Consider the following 18,295-nt stretch of genomic DNA (forward strand, 5'->3'; position numbering starts at 1 on the left):
TTTTTAAACCGTTTGTTAAAACGTATTGTTTGAGATGAGTTTTCCCAATGTATGCTAACTTTAGGAATATGAAGTCGTTTTAATGACATAAATCAAACTAAACGAAGTTAGGTTGTTTTTCTGATAAAGTCAAACATGTAATTTCAAATAAAAAAGGCAGAATATTTTTTTATTCTGCCTTTAATTGGTTTTTTATAGATTATAGGTAAACCCTATATTAATGTTTCTGCCCATATTAAAAATACCTTCTGACCTTAAACGGGATAAATGATTAATGTATGTTTTGTTTGTCAGGTTATTACCAGAAACTGTAACAGACATGATTTTATTAAACACAGAAAAGCTACCTCCAAAACCGGCACTTAACAAGCTATATCCCGGGGTGGTAATTTCAAAATCACTGATATTATTTTGGTCAAATGTAGTGCGTAACTTAATAAAGGCATAGCCTTTTTCAATCCAGGGTTTTTCAAATTCAACACGAACCATATTGGTTAAGCTATTGGCAGGGATCAATGGGAGATAAGCCTCATTATTTTGCTTTCCTGTTACCGTTTCAAAGCTACTTTCAATATGTAACCAATCTAAGGGGTGGGGGTGTAAGTGAATACCAAATTCTCCTCCGTACAAATTAGCATCATCCTGTGCGTATAAATAAACAGGCCTGTTGTCAATAAAATCTCCGGTAGGTGATAGAAAAATGTAGTTGTTAATACTGTTGTAAAACCCGTTAGCAAACAATTCTAAATGGTCATTTTTAAATTCTAAAGCAACATCGGTTTGAAAATTTTGTTCGCTCGTTAAATTAGGATTTCCAATTTCATAGCGGTTTGCGCCGCTGTGAGTTCCGTCAGATGTTAATTCAGACAGGTTAGGGCCTCTAAACCCTGAAGCCAGATTTACCCGTGCGGTAAGGTGCTCTGATATGTTGACCTTAAATCCTAAAGCGCCATTAAAGTTGTCAAAGTTTCTATTCAGGCCATTGTCAACATCAATATTCCTATGGTCAAAACGGGCACCTAATTGGATATCAATATTTTCAAAATGAATATGAGAGGTGGCAAACACCCCAAAATCATTGGTTGTAGCATCCGGGATAAGCGCTTCTTCACCATAATTAGTGTTCACCTGATTCATACCCTGAACCCCAACTATAGTTTCAAATTTTCCTAACTGCGGTAAGTTATATTTTATGTCATAATTAGCTGTTTTGAGCTTCATATGCAACGCTGCTTCCAGATGTTCATCATGGTCTTCATCCTCATGTTCTTCTTCATGTTCGTCCTCGTCATGGTCATGATGGTCTTCAAATTCCTTTCTATCATTATAAATATAACCCATATTGATATCTAATTTGGAATTATTAAAAAACAAGGTAGATTTTGAACTAAACACATGGTTGGTAATATCCTGAAAGGGAAGCATAGGTGTTCTGTTTTTTGACTGTTCACCTATAGTTTCCGGAATTCCTAATTTTGAATTATTGACATTATATCGAAATTCTGTCTTAAAAGCATTTTCCTGATATCCCATTCCGGCTTTGAAATCTTTTTCTTTAAACCTGGTATTAGTAACTCTATATGCCTTTGTATTATAATCAGAATGTTCAGTAATGCTACCTCTAAAAAGGAACTTAAAATGGTCACTGGAGCTTTTAAAACCGGCATTAGAGCTAAAACCCTGGGTGTTGCTAAAGTAGTTGCCACTAAGGTCTCCTTTTGAAGTGTTTTTATCAGCAAAGCGTTCCGGGTTTAAATATAAAACGCCTCCAAGGGCATCACTACCATAGAGCAGAGAAGCCGGACCTTTAATGATTTCAACGCTCTCAATTCCGGCATCATTGACGCCTAAACCATGTTCACCTCCAAATTGCTGATTTTCTAATCTAATCCCTTGCGTATAAACCAATACTCTATTTGAACTTAATCCTCTGATCACTGGTTTTCCAATGCCTAACCCAGTTGTAACGCTTTCTACACCCGCTATATTAGTAATGCCTTCTGCAAGTGTTACTGCACCGTTAGTTTTTAAATCCGTAATGGTTTTTTGCTCCACCTTCATCACATTGTCACGTTGTAATTTATGGAACGGTGTGGAAATAATGATACTTTCCATTTCTATGGCCGTTGGATCCAGTGAAATTTTGATTATATCATCTAATGGAATGTTTATTTTCATGGATTGATTTTCATAACCAATCATAGAAAAAAGTATGGTGTAGTTACCCGAAGGTAAATTATCCAGAATAAAATGCCCGGAGTCGTCTGTTGTTGTCCCTTTTTCAAGATCAGGGAGGTATATGTTGACAAGGGATAATTTTTCGTTGGTTTCAGCATCAGTAATAATACCTTGTATGGTATTTTGAGCATTTAGGCCTGTTATGCTCAAAGCCAGTACCAGCAATATTTTAAAAAATAATTTCATGTAATTTTATTTAAGTTAATTTAAAACACCTCTATAATATATTTAATAGGGGGGCTATTGAAATGGTTATTCTCACAGAAGCGTGAAAATTTAGCTGAGTAATTATTTCAACTTATTTTAAATTAAGCTAATGAAGGAGGTCCTCTAAGTGAAAAATGCAAGCGTTGGTACTTGCTTAAAAAATGGTATTGGGAACCTATTTTTAAAGTTGAGGTTTTTAATTGAGGTAACTCAAAACATATAGGTGAATAAGTATAATATGTGTTGAGTTGAAATTTACTGTATTCACAATCCAGATCAATTTTATGAATATGAGTAATATCACCTCCCGAGCAAACCTCATGTTCATGATGTGCAAAAATATGTAGGGTTTTGAATGCTACAGGAAATAACAGAACAACAATTAAGCTAAGCACAAGGCATTTGAAAACAATATGTTTTTTGGTGTGCTTCATTAATCCACAAAACGTTTTAAACCAATTCTGCGGAGCATCTTCTTCTCAAAATTCCAGAAGAATTTATACTGACCAAATAGCCAGCCAAAACAAACCAACATAATCTGATACATCACAAATAGTACAAGAATACGAATGGACCAGTATCCAAAACCACCTAAGTTTTCAGTAGTAATATCCAGGTAGTTTAAAATGGGTTTTCCTATGTAAGATGCTGTAGAGCCGGTAATAGCAAACACAATCATAATAATAATGATTTGCCAGTTATGCTCTATTCCCCAGCGTTCCTTTAATTTTTTCACAATCTTAGTTTGATTGCAAAAATAACTAAATCAAATTTAAATCCTAGGAACAAAAGGCCCTAATCTTTGATTATAGGTTAATTGAAAATAAACAAAGTAGTTGTAAAGTAAATAGTTGACCTCATAGCCATAATCAATATTTTGATCATAATTAATTTGTAATTCGTATAGGTTAGGTTTAAAACGTAGTGGTTGTAAAACACGTTGATTCCATTCTCTAACATAGATGTTATTTCTGTTTTCTAGAAATTGCTGCGAATAATAGCCTTTAGGCCGGGCCCTGCCTGCTACCCAGAAATTAAACCCCGGTTCTATAATAATGATTTCATATTCCAAATCATCATTAGCAATTTTCACAGTATCATTTTCTTTGAGAGCTTCTAGTTGTTCATTGTTATTTGTCACCGTTTTTTTTGTGGTACTACAATTAAAAATGAATAGGACAAGCAGTGTTATGTAAATAATATTTTTCATGATAATCATTATATTTTAAAATGTTTTACAAATATATTCTACATGACAATGGGTTAAAAGCTAAAATGAGCCAGTCAGTATTTTCAATGAGTAAACAGTTATATCAATTTACAAAAAATAGCTCTTAACTTTTTGCATTTTAATGTTTTTAACAAAAAAGCGTTAAGTATGATATACTTAACGCTTTTTAATTTTATAAAATGATTGCTTTTATTTTCCACCAAAAAGCCCACCAAGCAATCCGCCAAGGCCGCCTTTTTTCTTATTCCCACCTAATACCATGCCTGCAACATCATCAACAACACTGCCATCGCCATCGGCATCAAGAATAGATTCTAAAAAGCTTTGTTCTTGCTGTGGGGCAGATCCTCCAAGAAGTCCTCCTAATAAACCTTCAATACCACTGGAGTTATTTACATTTTCCTGCCTGCTTTGTTTACCTAATACTCCCATTAAAATAGGAGCGGCTACTTTTAATATTTGAGCAATAGAACCAGCGTCTACACCAGACTTTTGACTTAATGCCATTTCAACATTTTGTTGTTTATTACCTAAAACATGCCCTAAAATCTTTCCTCCATCAGCTAATACATTTGAATCTACTCCGCCATTGAACAATCCACCTAGATCATCAAGAATACTTCCGTCGTGTTTGTTGTTTAAGGCTCCCATAAGCCCTTCAGCACCTTGAGGTGTTGCTGCATTTCGTTTCATAGCTGCCATTAATACCGGCAGCGCCATGGTTAAAACATCCTGTGTTTTATTTTGAGGTTGGTTGGTTTGACTTGAAACCCCACCAATAATAGTTTTTCCTAAGTCACTGTTTAATAGATCTAAAATTCCAGACATGATAATTATGTTTTGATTAAAAATATAAAATTCGGATGTTCAATGTACAAAAAAGTCTTAACATCTAATGTTAAGACTCCATTATATGTAAAAGGTCACAATATGCTAAAAAAAAGAAATCCTCAACACATTGTGTTGAGGATTTTATTTCTTTTATCTACCTTTTCTAAAATAGAAATTTTATCCCAGAATATTGATTATTTGATCAGCTAATTCGACACCAATTCTATCCTGAGCTTCATTAGTAGCAGCACCTGTATGCGGTGTTAAAGATAGGGCAGGGTTCATTAATAATTGTATTTCCGGTTTTGGTTCTTTTTCAAATACATCTAAAGCAGCTCTAGCTACTTTGCCACTTTCTATGGCTTTTACAAGAGCAACTTCATTAACTACACCTCCGCGGGCTGCATTAGCCAAAATAACACCATCTTTCATCATATTGAATTCTGCTTCATCAATAACATAGTCTTTTTGTGCAGGAACATGAAGTGTAATAAAATCGGCTTGTTTTAAAAGATCCTCTTTAGAGATGGTTTCAATATCAAAGTTTACAGTTTGACCATCAAAAAAGTCTAATTCCAAGTTAGCTTTATCTATAAATGGATCAAAAGCTACCACTTTCATACCAGCACCAAGTGCCACTTTAGCTGTTGCCTGACCAATACGGCCAAAACCTAAAACACCTAAAGTTTTTCCTTTAAGTTCAGTACCCTTGGCATAAGCCTTTTTTAAGCCTTTAAAGTTGCTGTCTCCTTCAAGGGGCATTTCTCTATTAGCATTGTGTAAAAAACGTGCTAAACCGTATAAATGACCAAAGACCAATTCAGCTACTGAGTGTGAAGATGCTGCAGGTGTATTAATAACACTTAGTCCTTTTTCACGAGCGTATTCAACATCAATATTATCCATACCAACACCGCCACGGCCAATAATCTTTAAACCCGGGCAGGCATCAATTAAATCTTTACGAACCGTGGTTGCACTTCGTACTAATAAAACTGCAATATCTTTCTCGTTGATATAATTTATTAATTGCTCTTGGGCTACTGTAGTTGTAATTACTTCATACCCGCCTTGTTCTAAGGCATCAATACCACTTTGTGAAATACCGTCGTTTGCTAATACTTTCATTTTTATTTGTTTTGTCATTGCAAAGAAGAATGACGATTAATTAATTTAAGCTTTACTTTCTAATTCACTCATGACTTCTACTAAGGCCTTTACACTATCCAAAGGCAAAGCGTTATACATAGATGCTCTATAACCGCCAACACTTCTATGACCATTTACAGCACTTATTCCAGCTTCTTTAAGCATGGTTTCAAAAGTGTCTTTCAGATTGTCATTCTCTAAAGTAAAAGTAGCATTCATCATTGATCGATCCGCTTTAGCTGCAAACCCTTTAAATAAAGGATTCAAATCAATTTCAGAATACATTAAACGGGCCTTCTTTTCATTTTCTTTTTCAATTGCTGAAATACCTCCAAGATCTTTTAGCCATTGTAATGTTAGCATAGAGGTATAAACGGCAAATACAGGAGGTGTATTAAACATGCTTCCCTTATCAATGTGTACTTTATAATCCATCATTGATGGGATTTTACGGGATACTTTTCCTAAAATATCTTCTTTAATAACGACTAAAGTAGTTCCTGCTGGTCCCATATTTTTTTGAGCTCCGGCATAGATTAAATCAAATTGTGTATAATCTAAAGTACGTGAAAAAATATCACTACTCATATCGCAAACCATAGGAATAGGAGAGTTAGGAAACGCTTTCATTTGTGTTCCAAAAATGGTGTTGTTTGATGTACAATGAAAATAATCATAATCCGTAGGAATGTCAAACCCTTTTGGAATATAATTATAGTTTGCATCTTTAGATGATGCTACTTCATAAATGTCATCATAAATTTTAGCTTCCTTTATGGATTTTGCTGCCCATGAACCAGAATTTAAGTAACCTGCTCTTTTCTCTAACAGGTTAAGGGCAACTGCTAAAAATTGTGTGCTTGCACCACCTTGTAAGAACAATGCTTTATAACCTTTTCCTTCTAAACCAAGTAATTCCAAAGCTAATGATCTGGCATTTTCCATAATATCAACAAAATCTTTGCTTCTGTGTGATATTTCAATTACCGATAAACCACTATTATTGTAATCAACTATTGCCTCCGAAGCTTTTAATAAGACTTCCTGTGGTAAAATACTTGGTCCTGCACTAAAGTTATGTTTTTTCATTTTTTGAAGTAAAAATTAAGTTGCAAAGTTGCTAATTAATTAGAGAAATTATACTAAAAATTCGATAATTTTTTGGTCAAATTGATAACAAAAATTCAATAGAATCTATATCATCTGCATAATCCCAAAGTTGAGGTTTTTGAGTAGCCCCAAATGCAATTTCATTTTCAACAAACCCACAAGAAACAGTACACTGAATTTGATCTTTTTTATTGTCCATTTTTTCTTTCAACTTTTCAATATCATCATAGTGTTCATAAAACAAAGTAGCAATTGGTGAAGCAAAACTTTTATCTTCCTTAATCATAAAAAAACCGTTTTCTAACATATTAAACTCACTCATTAAATAAACGGCCTTATTATAGTCATAATTATTGGCATATTTGGCCTTTTCTATAATGGGGTGCCAATGGTATATAGCTTCAAAAAACGCATCAAATTTATAGCCTTTGGGAACAAAGAGTTTTGATACATTTCTACAACCCAAGCCGTAATATCTGAAAATATCTTCTGACAGGTTTTTTAGATCTTCATGAGATTCTTCCCCTGTTAATACCGCAACGGAGTTCCTGTTGTTTCTTATAATTGACGGTTTGTCTTTAAAATAGTATTCAAAATAACGTGCTGTGTTGTTACTTCCTGTTGCAATAACAGCATCAAAGTTTTCAACTTTTTCTTCAGTAAATTGAATACTTCCTTTAAATCCTGGAGCCACATATTCTAAATATTTAGCCAAATAAGGCAATAGGTGTTTATCATTAGAAGATTGTTTAACAAGCACATTATGGCCTGAGATTAGAACAGATAAAAAATCATGAAACCCCACTAAAGGAATATTTCCAGCCATAATAACAGCTACCTTTTTAGGGGTAGTGAAATCAGCAAAGCTATAAGGTTTTAACCAGGTATTTAGGTTTTCATTAGTTAGGGCTTTGCTCCAAGACTTTAAAGCAAAACAAATATTTTCTGTAGTAAACCATCCATTGTTTTCTTTGGCTAATTTAAGCTGGTGCTTAAAGCCGTCAAAGAATAAATCGTTATGTTTAACATTATCAGATTTTTGAATAGCTTCACTAGAAAATTGCCTTAAAAAATCTCCTAATATTACAAAAGCGTCAATTCTTTCTTGTATTTGCATTCTGAATTTGGTTATGAATGGTTTTGGCTTTATTTTTGCATCTGCAAATTTAGAAAGAAAAAAACGCTATGGCAATTATTATAACAGACGAATGTATAAATTGTGGGGCTTGTGAACCTGAGTGCCCAAATACTGCAATATATGAAGGTGCAGATGATTGGCGCTATAAAGATGGTACCAGCTTAGAAGGAACCGTAGTGCTTACCAATGGGACAGAAGTTGATGCAGATGAGGCGCAAGAACCAATAAGTGATGAATTGTATTATATAGTACCTGATAAGTGTACTGAGTGTAAAGGTTTTCATGATGAACCACAATGTGCTGCAGTATGCCCTGTAGATTGTTGTGTGCCTGATGAAGATCATGTTGAGGCTGAAGAAGAACTTTTGGCTAAACAACGTTTTATGCACCCGGATGGATAGTTAATAAAACTATTATATAGATTCAAAAAATCCCAAGCTTTGGCTTGGGATTTTTTTGTAATTAATTCTCGCTACTAAATTCTTTCATTTCCTGCAGGGGTTCTAAAGTATCTTCATTCTCCCAAATGGTTTTTTCAAACTTACTCAGTTGCTTAATAGGCACAATTGAATCTTGTTTAATAGATCTAAACTCATTTAATGTTATTTTTTTATTTGATGTAAAAAGTAATTCTTCTTTATTTCTACTGTCTCCTTCAATTTTAAAGCTAAAGTTGACTTTATTTTTAGTTTTGCTGTTTTCAATAAACTTTACGTTTCTGTTTACGTAAAAATAACTCCCATTAGTCCGCTTTAAATATTTGGGATGGTATTTGGTATCATTACTTTTTTCAAACAATACGGTACCACTACTTACATTTTCAATGTACTTGACACCTAAAATAAGTTTTAGATTTATTTTGTCGCCATGTCTATTTTTATAATAATTATAGTCAAGTCTGGTTATGGCATAATCATCGTCATTAACAAAAATTTTGCCTGAGTACTTTGATTTACCCTTTCTGGGAGTAAAGTTTACAATATAGGTTAAGTTATCATTATGATATGTTATTTTTTCAAAGGTGTAGTTATACCGGTTATTGTTGAGTATTTTGTTTAAAAATGAATTGTCATAAAACTGGGCTCTGCGTAAAAATGATCTTGTTTGATTATTAAGTGAGGTGGTCCGGTATTCTTTTTTTTCTTCATCTTTAAAATCTTCGTCCTTTAAGGCTAATGAATCTTCAATTTTAAAAATTCCGGTTTTCAATTTGTAAGTTTTGGTAGTGTCTAAATACTTTAAGACAATGTGTTGTGCTTTTTCCTGGATTTCATCCATAGAAAAATCGTTTTTGTAGTCTAAAAGTTTAGTGGCTTTATCAACAACCAGTTTGCTGCTATCTTTATTAAACAAGTAAAGATCACCTTTAAAATCAGCAAATTCTTTAATGTCGCTTTCTCTGATTTTTCGCGATAGGGCCATTAAATTAGAGTTTGCAGCTTCAAGGTTTTTCTTTTTAAAATGTGAGGCTTTTTCTATCTCAAAATCTAGACTATTAAAATCTATATAATCGGTTGTTCTGCGAAAGACACTATAGTTAGTAAGATCAAAATCATAATTATCATGAAGTTTCTTATTAACTTTAGCTATAATGGAATCTGCATTTGGAGCTTTATTGCTTATAAATACTTCTCCAAGTTCATTAATGGCTTCTTCCAGCATGATAACAAAATTTCGAGCTTTAATATCACTAATTGTGAGTGTTTTATTTTGGTAACCCAAACAAGAAATAGTTATAGTATTTAGTTTGTTTTCATCAGTGTAAATTGTGAAAAAACCTTCTTCGTTTGAAATTACGCCACTGTTCATACCAGTTTTTATGGTTGCATATTGAACGGGAGTTTTGTTTGTTTTATCAATAAGTTGTGCTGTAATGCTTTGAGAATTGGCGCTGAAATAAGTCCAGCCAAAAACAATAATTAAGAATATATTTTTCATTCATGATGGTTTATATCTACCCAACGATTAAAGCTTTTAATTGTTACAAAAAATAAGCACAGAATTAACTACATTTGCACTCGCAAAAACCATAGATTTTAAATCTATATTATCTGAATAATAATGAAAGCAGGCATCGTAGGATTACCAAACGTTGGAAAATCAACATTATTTAATTGTTTGTCAAATGCAAAAGCACAAAGTGCAAACTTTCCTTTCTGTACTATTGAACCTAACATTGGTGTGGTAAATGTACCGGATCCTCGTTTAGAAAAATTAGAATCTTTAGTGGACCCGGAGCGCGTAATGCCTGCAACAGTTGAAATTGTTGATATTGCTGGATTGGTAAAAGGAGCAAGTAAAGGCGAAGGTCTAGGAAATCAGTTTCTGGCAAATATTAGAGAGACAGATGCTATTTTGCATGTGTTACGTTGTTTTGATAATGATAATATTGTACATGTGGATGGCAGTGTAAATCCAATTAGAGATAAGGAGACCATTGACATTGAATTGCAGTTAAAGGATTTGGAAACTGTTGAAAAAAAGCTGGATAAAGTTAAGCGTGCTGCTAAAACAGGAAATAAAGAGGCTCAAAAGGAAGAAGCAATTTTGCTTAAGATAAAAGATGCTATTGAATCCGGGATATCCGTTAGAGCTATAGAGTTTAGCGAAGATGATTATAATGATTTTGTTAAACCATCTCAGTTTATTACTGATAAGCCGGTCATGTATGTTTGTAATGTAGATGAAGGATCTGCGGTTTCCGGAAATGCTTATGTTGAGCAGGTGAGGGATGCTGTTAAAAATGAAAAGGCTGAGGTGTTGGTATTGGCAGTAGGTACTGAAGCTGATATAAATGAACTGGATGATTATGAAGAACGTCAAATGTTTCTACAAGACATTGGTTTAGATGAAGCCGGTTCGGCTAAACTCATTAGAGGTGCATATAAATTACTAAACCAACAAACCTATTTTACGGCAGGAGTTAAAGAAGTTAGAGCCTGGACCATTGATATAGGAGCTACTGCGCCACAAGCTGCGGGTGTTATTCATACAGATTTTGAGAAAGGGTTTATTCGTGCAGAAGTGATTGCTTATGAGGATTATATTGCATTTGGTAGTGAATCAAAAGTGAAAGAAGCTGGTAAAATGCGTGTTGAAGGTAAAAACTATATCGTTAAGGATGGTGATGTTATGCACTTTTTGTTTAATGTATAGTTCAATAGCTTTTTAATAAGAATTTTTTAGTTTTTAAAATGTAAAATTCTACATTGATGTAAGAATTTAATTATATTTGTCTTAAATACAAGGATAATAATTACACAATGCCCCAAATTGAAGTAGAAACTGAGATCTATTCAGATATACATACTTGTTTTGATTTAGCCAGAGATATTGATGTCCATAAAGAATCTTTAAAACATACTGGCGAAATACCTATTGCAGGAAGGACATCCGGGTTAATAAAACTGGGTGAATGGGTGAGCTGGGAAGCACTGCATTTTGGGATTGTACAGCACTTAACATCAAAAATCACTGAATTTGACCGACCCAACTATTTTGTAGATGAAATGATTTTTGGTGCGTTCAAATCGTATCGTAACGAACATATTTTTAAGCAGGAAAACGGTAAAACTATTATGATCAATAAGTTTGATTTTGAGTCCCCTTATGGTATAATAGGTAAACTTGTTAATTGGTTGTTTTTAAAAAAGTATATGACTAAGCTACTGAAGATTAGAAATAAAATGTTAAAATCTACTGCTGAAGACATTGAAGTTAAAAAACTGCGCTCTAAACTTAGGCTTTCTGAATTTACAAAACTGTAATCTTTTGAATTGAACATTTGACAAATTAATCCCCTAAAATGTTACTTGTTGAACACCGTAATTCCGTCTTTTTTAGTGTCTGTGTCAATTAAAATGATCAGCTCTTCAAATTTTGCTATTGTGGCAGGAATTGGACCAATTTCAACAATTACATTAGCAGCAATATTTTTAAATGAAGTATTGACCTTGTTACAACTATTTGGTACTTTGGTTGTTATATTTGGTATATTGTTGGTATCTTTAAATAGAAGCAATAAAGCTTAGTATAACGTTCTCAACAATAATCAAGTTTTATTGTTAATTACTTTGTTCGGCTACTATTTCATTTTTTATTTGGTTATGTTATATTAGCGTTCTATCTTAAAAAAGCACCTCAAATTAATGGCAGTACAATCTAATTATACCGAAGATAATATACGTTCATTAGACTGGAAAGAGCATATTCGTATGCGTCCGGGGATGTATATAGGAAAGCTTGGTGATGGATCGTCTCCAGATGATGGTATTTATATTCTTCTTAAAGAGGTTTTAGATAACTCTATTGATGAATATGTCATGGGGGCTGGAAAAACCATTGAGATTTCAATTCAGGGTACAAAAGTAACAGTACGCGATTATGGACGTGGTATTCCGTTAGGAAAAGTTGTAGATGTAGTTTCCAAAATGAATACCGGAGGAAAGTATGATTCTAAGGCTTTTAAAAAATCAGTAGGACTAAACGGTGTTGGTACTAAGGCGGTCAATGCATTATCATCTTATTTTAGGGTAGAATCTACTCGGGATAATAAAAGTGCTTCCGCAGAATTTGAGCAAGGTAATCTTACCGATCAGGAGTTTTTAGAAGAGACTTCAAGACGAAAAGGAACTAAGGTGTCTTTTATTCCTGATGACACTATTTTTAAACATTATAAGTTTAGAAGTGAGTATGTTGTTAAAATGCTCAAGAACTACGTGTATTTAAATCCGGGACTAACGGTGGTTTATAATGGTGAAAAATACTTTAGCGAGCACGGCTTAAAGGATTTATTATCAGAAAAAATTAATGAGTCAGATTTGCTATATCCCATCATTCATTTAAGAGGGAATGATATAGAAGTCGCTTTAACACACAGTAAAACACAATATAGCGAAGAGTACAATAGTTTTGTAAATGGTCAAAATACAACTCAGGGAGGGACACATTTAAACGCATTTAGAGAAGCTCTGGTACGTACCTTAAGGGAATTTTATGGTAAAAACTACGACGCATCAGATATTAGAAAATCCATTGTAAGTGCTATTGCCATAAAAGTTATGGAACCTGTTTTTGAGAGTCAGACAAAGACTAAATTAGGTTCTACAGATATGGGAGGTGATTTGCCTACCGTTAGGACGTATATTAACGATTTTCTTAAAACACACTTAGATAATTACCTGCATAAAAACCCAGAAGCTGCAGAGAAGATTCAACGAAAGATTCTTCAGGCTGAACGTGAACGTAAAGAATTATCAGGTATTAGGAAACTGGCAAAAGACAGAGCAAAAAAGGCCAGTCTTCATAATAAAAAGTTGCGTGATTGTCGTGTCCATTTTGGAGATACCAAGAATGAAAGAAATCTGGAAACTACTTTGTTCATTACCGAGGGGGATTCAGCATCAGGAAGTATTACAAAATCGCGGGATGTAAATACCCAGGCTGTATTTAGTTTAAAGGGAAAACCGTTGAATTGCTATGGGTTAAGCAAGAAAATTGTTTATGAAAATGAAGAATTTAATTTGCTGCAAGCCGCTTTAAATATTGAAGAATCTTTAGAAGATTTACGCTATAATAATGTAGTAATTGCTACAGATGCCGATGTTGATGGCATGCATATCCGGTTATTATTAATAACCTTTTTTCTTCAGTTTTTTCCTGAGGTTATAAAGGAAGGTCATCTGTATATTTTACAAACCCCGTTATTTAGGGTAAGAAATAAAAAAGAAACTATTTATTGTTACTCAGAAGAAGAACGTATTAATGCTATTGAAAAATTAAAACCAAAGCCTGAGATAACTCGATTTAAAGGTCTTGGTGAAATTTCGCCAGATGAATTTAAACACTTTATAGGTGATGATATTCGTTTAGATCCTATAATGTTAGATGATAATATGTCCATAGAAGAACTGTTGGCCTTTTACATGGGGAAGAACACACCGTCCAGGCAAGAGTTTATTATTGATAACTTAAAAGTTGAAATGGATATTGTTGAGTAAAACAAGGTTTAAAAACGTTTGAAATCACTGTAGTTTGCTATAAGGTTTAGCTAAAAGAACTAAGCAAAAAACAACTTAGATATTAAATTTGTAAGTAAGAAAAGAGATTAGTAAATTTAATAAAAAACATCCTATCTTGATAGGAATCTAAACGAAATAAAGATGTTATATAACAAAACCAAAAAAGCTCCAAAAAAGCGCTCTTATAAGCATTTACATGTCCACACAAGTAGTGAACAAGTGCATAGATTACATAGAAACGGAAGAGTAACGCTTAATGGAACACCAAAAAAATCAAAGTAGTTAATGATTGAAGAGGACGACGATTTAATTAATGAACAAAACGAGCCCCAGGAAACCATTACCCGAGTTACGGGTATGTATAAAGATTGGTTTTTAGATTATGCGTCGTATGTTATCTTAGAACGTGCTGTTCCGGCTATAGAAGACGGTTTTAAACCGGTGCAACGCCGTATCATGCATTCCATGAAAGATTTGGATGATGGGAGGTACAATAAGGTTGCAAATATAGTGGGGCATACCATGCAGTATCACCCACATGGTGATGCAAGTATAGCTGATGCCATGGTGCAAATAGGTCAAAAAGATCTGCTGATAGATACGCAGGGAAACTGGGGAAATATACTAACAGGAGACCGTGCGGCTGCATCCCGTTATATTGAAGCACGTATTTCAAAGTTTGGATTAGACGTAGTTTATAATCCAAAAATAACGGAGTGGCAGGCCAGTTATGACGGGCGTAGAAAAGAGCCAGTAAACTTACCAGTGATGTTTCCGTTGCTTTTAGCTCAAGGCGGAGAAGGTATTGCTGTGGGGCTTTCTACTAAAATATTACCTCATAATTTTATAGAACTTATTGATGCTTCCATAAAGCATTTACAAGGTAAACGGTTTATTATTTTACCGGATTTCCCAACAGCAGGTATTGCAGATTTCTCTAATTATAATGATGGGCTTAGAGGAGGAAAAGTACGGGTGCGTGCCAAAATTTCTCAGCTTGATAAAAATAAATTGGTCATTACTGAGATCCCTTACGGAACAACAACCTCTTCATTAATAGATTCCATTTTAAAGGCTAACGATAAGGGCAAAATAAAAGTTAAAAAGATTGAAGACAATACAGCCGCAGAAGTAGAAATATTGATACACTTGCCTTCAGGTTTGTCCCCTGATAAAACTATTGATGCGCTTTATGCCTTTACCAATTGTGAAACTTCAATCTCTCCCTTAGGGTGTGTCATAGAAGATAATAAACCCCTGTTTGTTGGGGTGTCAGAAATGCTTCGTCGTTCTACTGATAATACGGTTCAATTATTAAAACAGGAGCTTGAGATAAAGTTAGGCGAGCATGAAGAACAATGGCATTTTGCATCGTTAGAACGCATTTTTATTGAAAATAGAATTTATCGGGATATTGAAGAAGAGGAAACTTGGGAAGGTGTTATTTCTGCAATAGATAAAGGGCTTAAGCCCCATGTAAAACATTTAAAGCGTTCAGTTACAGAAGATGATATTGTACGTTTAACAGAGATTAGGATCAAACGTATTTCAAAATTTGATATAGATAAAGCACAACAAAAGATTGAAGCTTTAGAAGCTCAAATTGCTGAAATAAAACATCACTTAGAGCATTTAATAGATTACGCCATTGCTTACTTTACCAGGCTTAAAAAAGAGTATGGAGTAGGAAGAGAGCGTAAAACAGAAATACGAACTTTTGATGATGTTGATGCTACAAAAGTGGTAATTAGAAATACTAAGCTTTATGTAAATCGACAGGAAGGGTTTATTGGGACATCACTTAGGCGGGATGAATATGTTTGTGACTGTAGTGATATTGACGATATCATCGTTTTTACCAAAGAAGGTAAAATGATGGTAACTAAAGTAGGTTCTAAGATTTTTATAGGTAAAGATATTATTCATGTAGCGGTCTTTAAAAAGAAAGACAAGCGTACCATATACAATATGATTTACCGTGATGGAAAAGGTGGGCCTTCATACATAAAGCGCTTTGCGGTTACCAGTATAACCCGAGATAGGGAGTATGATTTGACCAATGGAAATAAAGGATCTGTTTGTTTATATTTTTCAGCAAACCCTAATGGAGAAGCCGAGGTGGTAACTATTTTATTACGTCAGGCCGGAAGCATTAAAAAGCTAAAATGGGATATTGATTTTGCAGATATTCTTATTAAAGGCCGTGTTTCAAAAGGAAATTTAGTTACTAAATATTCAATTAAACGTGTTGAGTTAAAAGAAAAAGGTGTGTCCACTTTAAAACCTAGGAAGATTTGGTTTGATGATACCGTACAACGTTTAAATGTGGATGGCAGAGGTGAGTTAATAGGCGAATTTAGAGGAGAGGACAAGCTGCTTATAATAACTCAGTCCGGAATGATTAAAACGGTCACTCCGGAAGTAACTATGCATTTTGATGATGATATGATTGTACTGGAAAAATGGGCTCCTAAAAAGCCCATTTCTGCGGTTTATTTTAATGGAGAAAAAGGATTGTACTATGTTAAGCGTTTTTTAATTGAACAGGAAGGACGAGAGGAATGTTTTATCTCAGATCATGCTAACTCACAATTAGAAATTGTTTCTACAGACTGGAGACCAATGGCAGAAATAGTATTTGCTAAAGAGCGTGGAAAGGATAGAAAGGATAATATGGAATTGAATTTAGAGGATTTTATTGCTATTAAAGGTATAGGAGCCTTAGGAAACCAACTTACTAGGGATAAGGTAAATCAAATAAATTTATTGGATCCATTACCATTTGAAGCTCCTGAAGAAGTGCATGCGGATGACCTGGAGGTGATTGACGAAAAAGAGGTGGCTCCTGATAGTAGTGAAAGTCCAGAAAATAAGCCTAATAATGACCTTGAAATAGATGATGAAGGGCAAACAATGTTGTTTTAGTATTATTAAGCGATATGATATGTGGTTTAAATTAAAAAAGCGAAACTATTTTGTTTCGCTTTTTTAATTTAAATTTATTTTAAAGACACTATGTACGTTTAAGCTGCTTTTGAATTTTTTTGATGGCAGACTGAATAGATTTGTCAGGCTCTATAACATTATATGCCCCCCAAAATCTTGGATCAGAAAACCCGGAAGCCCTTTCAGTCAAGATGGTGGTAGGCCGTAATAGCTGACTTCTTATTTCAGCAATTTTTGTGTTTTGAATTTCCCAGTCAGTTATGGCCATTTCACTGCTAAGGGTATAAACATTATTGAAAAGTTTTCTTTTCCAATTAACCTTGAAAGTAAGAGAAATATTGCTGTAGGCATAATGCCATTTTCCATCTTTAGTTCTATAATTTACTCTATATGTAGCTTCTGTTGGATATACGTCAACTTTTCGTGGCTTTTTACGAACATACATTTGGCTGGATAATGCTCTGTTAGAAACATTCAAGCTATATACAGCATTGGTTAGAGCTTTAGTTTGCGCATCAATGTATAGTTTGCCATAGTAAAGCGGGGTTTTTATGCCTTTTTTTTGTCTAAAGTTTACCACATAAATATGCTTGTCATTTATCCTGGTTGCACTATCAAAATCGAATATATAGTATTCAATATTATCTTCATTAAAAATAAATTCCGGATACTTAATCATATCAGTATATAAATTACTAAAAGGGCCTCCCTGTAATTTTAAAGCAAGCGTATCTAACTTTGTATAATCTGTGTTTTTACGCGCTTTTACTAACTCTATACGATCCCGCCTATAATTATTGTAAGGTTGTTTGTGTATTTTAACAACCGCCTCAGATAATGAAGCATTTCTCCTTCTTTTTTTTATGGTTTCTCTATAAAACGCAGTCATTAACGTATTTTCATTATTATAGATATTACGCTTTGTTTTAAGAGTTTCAAGGACCAATTCCCTAGCATTCATTGAGGTTGTAGTAATACTGACTTCTTCTAACTTGGTAATAGCTTGGGTAAGTAATATTTTTTCACCATCTTTTAAAGAGGCAATGTTTATCCCTTTCTTTTTATAGCCTAGATGAGTGATGGTTATGGCACTATTTAAAAGATCAGCAGGTATTTTTAAAAGAAACTCCCCATCACTATTAGTAACAGTACTGATATTAGAATTATCCACAACGATATCAGCAAAAACCAAGGGGTTTTTGTTGTTGCTGTCAAGTACTTTACCCGTAATCTCTTTAAATGAATCTGTACCTTGAGCATATATTAAATTGGAAGACACTATAAATAGTGAGCACGTCAGAAAAATGAGCAGCCTTTTCATGATTATAGTTTTTTAGGATGTTAAAATTTTTATTAATATACGAAAAAACGCCCTAATTACCTAACAGTCAATGTGTTTTTGAATGTTGTTTTTAACGGTTTATA

17 protein-coding genes are annotated in these 18,295 nt (G+C 33.8%); 7 read left to right on the top strand and 10 right to left on the bottom strand.

Annotation, left to right across the window (positions count from 1 at the left end):
* Positions 1 to 192 precede the first annotated feature (192 nt).
* The 8 genes from VOI54_RS10260 to VOI54_RS10295 form a co-directional block, all read right to left on the bottom strand.
* Positions 193 to 2,424 carry a TonB-dependent receptor gene (locus tag VOI54_RS10260; protein ID WP_326282699.1) on the bottom strand — a complete coding sequence of 744 codons (2,232 nt, stop codon included), beginning with the start codon at positions 2,422 to 2,424 and terminating at the stop codon, positions 193 to 195.
* A 122-nt stretch (positions 2,425 to 2,546) separates the two neighbouring features.
* Positions 2,547 to 2,879, bottom strand: a complete 333-nt coding sequence (locus VOI54_RS10265) for a hypothetical protein (protein ID WP_326282700.1) — start codon at positions 2,877 to 2,879, stop codon at positions 2,547 to 2,549.
* Positions 2,879 to 3,181: a DUF6787 family protein gene (locus tag VOI54_RS10270; RefSeq protein ID WP_326282701.1), complete on the bottom strand. Its 303-nt coding sequence runs from the start codon at positions 3,179 to 3,181 to the stop codon at positions 2,879 to 2,881. Before VOI54_RS10270 ends, VOI54_RS10265 begins: the two co-directional genes overlap by 1 nt.
* A gap of 36 nt (positions 3,182 to 3,217) precedes the next feature.
* On the bottom strand, positions 3,218 to 3,655 hold the full coding sequence (locus VOI54_RS10275; protein ID WP_326282702.1) for a DUF6146 family protein: 438 nt from the start codon (positions 3,653 to 3,655) through the stop codon (positions 3,218 to 3,220).
* Positions 3,656 to 3,865: 210 nt separating this feature from the next.
* Positions 3,866 to 4,504, bottom strand: coding sequence for a DUF937 domain-containing protein (locus VOI54_RS10280; protein ID WP_326282703.1), 639 nt, complete (start codon positions 4,502 to 4,504; stop codon positions 3,866 to 3,868).
* A 180-nt stretch (positions 4,505 to 4,684) separates the two neighbouring features.
* Positions 4,685 to 5,635, bottom strand: a complete 951-nt coding sequence (locus VOI54_RS10285) for a D-2-hydroxyacid dehydrogenase (protein ID WP_326282704.1) — start codon at positions 5,633 to 5,635, stop codon at positions 4,685 to 4,687.
* 45 nt (positions 5,636 to 5,680) lie between these two features.
* Positions 5,681 to 6,745: a 3-phosphoserine/phosphohydroxythreonine transaminase gene (serC, locus tag VOI54_RS10290; protein ID WP_326282705.1), complete on the bottom strand. Its 1,065-nt coding sequence runs from the start codon at positions 6,743 to 6,745 to the stop codon at positions 5,681 to 5,683.
* A gap of 76 nt (positions 6,746 to 6,821) precedes the next feature.
* Positions 6,822 to 7,883, bottom strand: coding sequence for an acyl-CoA reductase (locus VOI54_RS10295; protein WP_326282706.1), 1,062 nt, complete (start codon positions 7,881 to 7,883; stop codon positions 6,822 to 6,824).
* Positions 7,884 to 7,951: 68 nt separating this feature from the next.
* On the opposite strand from VOI54_RS10295, the gene VOI54_RS10300 reads away from it, so the two are divergent.
* Positions 7,952 to 8,305 carry a 4Fe-4S dicluster domain-containing protein gene (locus tag VOI54_RS10300; protein WP_326282707.1) on the top strand — a complete coding sequence of 118 codons (354 nt, stop codon included), beginning with the start codon at positions 7,952 to 7,954 and terminating at the stop codon, positions 8,303 to 8,305.
* A 61-nt stretch (positions 8,306 to 8,366) separates the two neighbouring features.
* Here the strand turns inward: VOI54_RS10300 and VOI54_RS10305 are convergent, their stop codons facing one another.
* A complete protein-coding gene (locus VOI54_RS10305) occupies positions 8,367 to 9,842 on the bottom strand; it encodes a carboxypeptidase-like regulatory domain-containing protein (RefSeq protein WP_326282708.1) in 1,476 nt (491 codons plus the stop codon).
* A gap of 123 nt (positions 9,843 to 9,965) precedes the next feature.
* Between VOI54_RS10305 and ychF the strand changes: the two genes are divergently transcribed.
* The 6 genes from ychF (at position 9,966) to VOI54_RS10335 (ending at position 16,849) form a co-directional block, all read left to right on the top strand.
* Positions 9,966 to 11,060, top strand: coding sequence for a redox-regulated ATPase YchF (gene ychF / locus VOI54_RS10310; protein ID WP_326282709.1), 1,095 nt, complete (start codon positions 9,966 to 9,968; stop codon positions 11,058 to 11,060).
* A 107-nt stretch (positions 11,061 to 11,167) separates the two neighbouring features.
* Positions 11,168 to 11,671, top strand: coding sequence for an SRPBCC family protein (locus VOI54_RS10315; RefSeq protein ID WP_326282710.1), 504 nt, complete (start codon positions 11,168 to 11,170; stop codon positions 11,669 to 11,671).
* A gap of 93 nt (positions 11,672 to 11,764) precedes the next feature.
* Positions 11,765 to 11,935, top strand: a complete 171-nt coding sequence (locus VOI54_RS10320) for an EamA family transporter (protein ID WP_326283153.1) — start codon at positions 11,765 to 11,767, stop codon at positions 11,933 to 11,935.
* 117 nt (positions 11,936 to 12,052) lie between these two features.
* Positions 12,053 to 13,903 (top strand): DNA topoisomerase IV subunit B, encoded by a 1,851-nt coding sequence (locus VOI54_RS10325; protein ID WP_326282711.1) that lies wholly within the window; start codon positions 12,053 to 12,055, stop codon positions 13,901 to 13,903.
* Positions 13,904 to 14,065: 162 nt separating this feature from the next.
* Positions 14,066 to 14,206: a hypothetical protein gene (locus tag VOI54_RS10330; protein WP_326282712.1), complete on the top strand. Its 141-nt coding sequence runs from the start codon at positions 14,066 to 14,068 to the stop codon at positions 14,204 to 14,206.
* Positions 14,207 to 14,209: 3 nt separating this feature from the next.
* Positions 14,210 to 16,849 carry a DNA gyrase/topoisomerase IV subunit A gene (locus VOI54_RS10335; protein ID WP_326282713.1) on the top strand — a complete coding sequence of 880 codons (2,640 nt, stop codon included), beginning with the start codon at positions 14,210 to 14,212 and terminating at the stop codon, positions 16,847 to 16,849.
* Between the two features lie 88 nt (positions 16,850 to 16,937).
* Here VOI54_RS10335 and VOI54_RS10340 read toward each other — a convergent pair whose 3' ends face one another.
* Positions 16,938 to 18,191, bottom strand: coding sequence for a carboxypeptidase-like regulatory domain-containing protein (locus VOI54_RS10340; RefSeq protein WP_326282714.1), 1,254 nt, complete (start codon positions 18,189 to 18,191; stop codon positions 16,938 to 16,940).
* Positions 18,192 to 18,295: the final 104 nt, after the last annotated feature.

Origin of the sequence: Alterotamlana spongicola (assembly GCF_035818475.1) — a bacterium.
GTDB lineage: Bacteria > Bacteroidota > Bacteroidia > Flavobacteriales > Flavobacteriaceae > Cognatitamlana.